Raw genomic sequence first — 3,134 nt, forward strand, 5'->3', positions numbered from 1 at the left:
TCCTGCTCCTTGATCATCCCAATGATCTGCGCCTCGGTGAAGCGGCTTTTCCTCATATCGTATGCTCCTTCGTGATGAAGCAAACTCTACATCAAACCGAGGGACGTTCCGGGGGGCAGGTCAGGTTGTTTAGTGGCAGATAGATCTGCCTTTTCTGTCAGGCAGCCTGCCTCTCGGGCTTGACGAAAGCGGACGGTCAGCGGTCGGCGCTGCATCGACGCGAAGAGCCGAGGGTGTGTGAGAACTCAATTTTCGGAAATTTGCAGAGAACGCTTTTCTTGCGAGTCCGCCCGCAGCGACTTTTTATCAGAACGACATCTCGCTATCCTGCCTGCGGGGGAATGCTGTTCCGTGTTCGACCATGCTCAGTCGGGTTTTCACACACCCTCAGCCCAAGCCTGACGTTCTCGAAGATCAAAGATGGTCGATTAATAGGTGTTTGCTCGGCTTTCTTTCGATGAACTCTTGCTCGATCCAGCGAAGAACCCGCCTTTGACCGCCGAAGGCGACCATATCAGCGGCTTCTTCGAAACTGACCCATCGGAATTCGCTGTGCTCGTGGTTGAGCACCACTTCCGCAGTGTTGTCGATGAACGCGACGAAGACAGGTGCGCTAGTGATTGCATCGCGATCCGCTTCATAAAATTGCTCGCAAGTATCAGCGGAATAGAAAGCATCAGGCTTCAAACCAGTCTCTTCGGCAAGCTCGCGCAAGGCAGTCTGCCAAGCAGTTTCGCCGTCCTCAATCTTGCCAGCAACCTGACACCACTCACCGGCTAGAGATTGCGTTCTTTTCATAAGAAGAACCTCGTAGCGCTCTTGTGCCCTGCGGATGGCGACTAGCGAAGCAATGAATGCCCTAATCTGAATCTCTGCCATCTTTCGCCTCTCGATAATGCCCCTAACTAGCCTTTCTCGGCTGGCAGCTTGTCTGTGGCAATGGTGGCTTCGTCCCGCAGAGCGGCCCGCAGCGCAGTGCAGCGGCATCGACATCGACATCGACATCGACATGAAGAGCCCGTAGCCGTCAGTCAGGCCAATGGGATTCTTCGCTTTAATTGGCTCAGCTAGGGCGTGCTAAAGCCTGCAACGCCGCGATAGTCGCAACGGCCTCTGCGGCGAGTTGGCTGCGTGTGGGCGTGATCCCCAAAACCACCATGCGCCAGTAAAGCGGTGCCGGAAGCAGATCGAGGGCCAGTTCTTTGTCCACGTCCGGGTCCAGTTCGCCCCGTTCGATCGCGCGTTCAATAATGACTTGTGCTTGCGCCCGCCGGGCTTCGGCCACTTTGGAGTTGAGAACCCGCATCTCAACAGACCGCGCGGCTTCAGCATGCAGGTCCGGCAGGATGCGACGAATGAGGGAGTGGCGAAGAACAACTCTCAGTCGGATCAGGAAGGCAAGGACGTCCGCTTCCAAGCTTCCACGATTTTCGGGCATAGCAATAATGAGACCCAGCTCTGACACAGCAGCTGCCGCGAACTCCTGGCGTGACGAGAAGCGGCGATAGATTGCGGCCTTGCCAGCGCCGGCCTTCACCGCAACCCTTTCCAGACTGATGGCCGCGAAGCCCCGCTCAGCCCATTCTTCGAAAAAAGCGCGATAGAGCGCGGCTGTGAGTTCAACACTCTTTACAGCAGCACCCGAGGGTTTCCTCCGGGGTTTTTCAACGGAACGGTTGCGTTCCAACGCAATCCCTCCCATATGGTCGATACGTTACCGTTCCATTCATACGAGGTTTCGCAATGACCGGCAAGTTTGATAATTTTTCTGATCTTCTTCGCGCCGCACTGGGCGACCGACTCGCCCCTGCAGACACCATGCTCGACCTGTTCGCTGACGATGTTATCTTCGAGTTTCCCTTTGCGCCGGAGGGGCTGCCCAAGCGGCTGGACGGGGTTGCTGCGTTGGCTGATCACCTGCAGAAGCTTGGCCCCTTGATCGCCTTCGGTCCCATGAAGCTGGGAAATATCTATACCTCCGCTGAGGCGGTGATCTTCGAATTTTCCTGCACGGGTCACGGCGTCCACACTGGTGCCCCTTACGACCAGGGCTACATTTCAGTCGTGACCCTTCAGGATGCGCGCATCTCGCGCTATCGCGATTACTGGAACCCCCTAGTGGCACTCACGGCGCTTGGTGGTAGCGCCGCCGCCGCCGCCGCTTACGCAGGAGGGGCGTGATCATGATTCACCGAGTTCTCGTTACCGGAGGTAAGGGCAAGACGGGTCGTCGCGTGGCGGCCAGACTGGCTGCGGCAGGCCTCCACACGGTGATCGGCACGCGCACGCCCGATGGCGCACAAGACATGCGTTTTGATTGGTCGGACTTGTCCTCGGCTTCGGCCTTCGATGGCTGCGATGCAGCCTACATTGTCGCTCCCACCGATCGAACCGACCATCTGGCGGTGATGCAACCCATGTTGGAAGCGGCCATTGGCCGGAGTGTGAAGCGTTTCGTTCTGCTCAGTTCGTCGCTTCTGGAACCTGGCGGCCCCATGATGGGTGAGGTTCATGCTTGGCTGGCAAAGAACGCCACAGAATGGGCAGTCCTACGCCCCTCATGGTTCATGCAGAACTTTTCGGAAGGGCCGCACGCCGCGACGATACGAGAAGAAGGCATCATCTATAGCGCGACCGGCGATGGCCGGGTCGGCTTTATCGACGCCGAGGATATCGCAGCCACGGCCGTAGCGGCACTGACAGCACAAGCGCCTCTCAATGCTGACGTCGTGCTGACGGGGCCGGAGGCTCTGAGGTACAATGACACGGCAGCTATCATTTCTGCGGTGGTGGGCCGGCCCGTGCGCCACCTCCGTCTTGATCCTGCGGATCTGACAGCGCGCTTTATGGCTCAAGGTTTGACGCCTGACTACGCGGAAACCCTCACAAGCCTGGACAGGGCCATAGCGACGGGTGCTGAAGATCGCATCACGGCTTGCGTTGAGCAGGTGAGCGGGCAGCTACCAACCTCATTCCGCGCCTTCGCCAATCGTGTTGTGGAAGGATGGATCTGAGCTGCTGCCGGTTTCGTGGACACGAAGATAAGATCGTGACCAAGGAACTGGAGAGTGGATATGACAAGACGGAAGTTTAGCCGTGAGTTCAAAATCGAGGCTGTCAGGCTGGTGACGGAT

General features: G+C 57.8%; 4 protein-coding genes. 2 read left to right on the forward strand and 2 right to left on the reverse strand.

Annotated features, from left to right (window positions below; genetic code table 11):
• Positions 1-414: 414 nt before the first annotated feature.
• Together FA743_RS19975 and FA743_RS19980 are read right to left on the reverse strand one after the other, a co-directional pair.
• Positions 415-879, reverse strand: a complete 465-nt coding sequence (locus FA743_RS19975; RefSeq protein ID WP_136887802.1) for an NUDIX hydrolase — start codon at positions 877-879, stop codon at positions 415-417.
• A 184-nt stretch (positions 880-1,063) separates the two neighbouring features.
• Entirely contained in the window at positions 1,064-1,687 is a 624-nt protein-coding gene (locus FA743_RS19980) for a TetR-like C-terminal domain-containing protein (RefSeq protein WP_246055079.1), read from the reverse strand.
• Positions 1,688-1,743: 56 nt separating this feature from the next.
• Here FA743_RS19980 and FA743_RS19985 point away from each other — a divergent pair, with 56 nt between their 5' ends.
• Both FA743_RS19985 and FA743_RS19990 read left to right on the forward strand, forming a co-directional pair.
• Complete coding sequence (locus FA743_RS19985) at positions 1,744-2,181, forward strand: nuclear transport factor 2 family protein (RefSeq protein WP_136887804.1); 438 nt, start codon at positions 1,744-1,746, stop codon at positions 2,179-2,181.
• A gap of 2 nt (positions 2,182-2,183) precedes the next feature.
• The gene (locus tag FA743_RS19990; protein WP_136887805.1) at positions 2,184-3,014 is read left to right on the forward strand and encodes an NAD(P)H-binding protein; all 831 of its coding nucleotides are present in this window, start codon (positions 2,184-2,186) and stop codon (positions 3,012-3,014) included.
• The last annotated feature ends 120 nt before the right edge of the window (positions 3,015-3,134 follow it).

Origin of the sequence: Paracoccus gahaiensis (assembly GCF_005048225.1) — a bacterium.
In the GTDB taxonomy this organism is placed as follows: Bacteria; Pseudomonadota; Alphaproteobacteria; order Rhodobacterales; family Rhodobacteraceae; genus Paracoccus; species Paracoccus gahaiensis.

Excerpts from the sequence above, each read along its gene's own strand:
- FA743_RS19975 (WP_136887802.1), bottom strand. The coding sequence starts at position 879 with ATGGCAGAGATTCAGATTAGGGCATTCATTGCTTCGCTAGTCGCCATC.
- FA743_RS19985 (WP_136887804.1), top strand. The coding sequence starts at position 1,744 with ATGACCGGCAAGTTTGATAATTTTTCTGATCTTCTTCGCGCCGCACTG.
- FA743_RS19990 (WP_136887805.1), top strand. The coding sequence starts at position 2,184 with ATGATTCACCGAGTTCTCGTTACCGGAGGTAAGGGCAAGACGGGTCGT.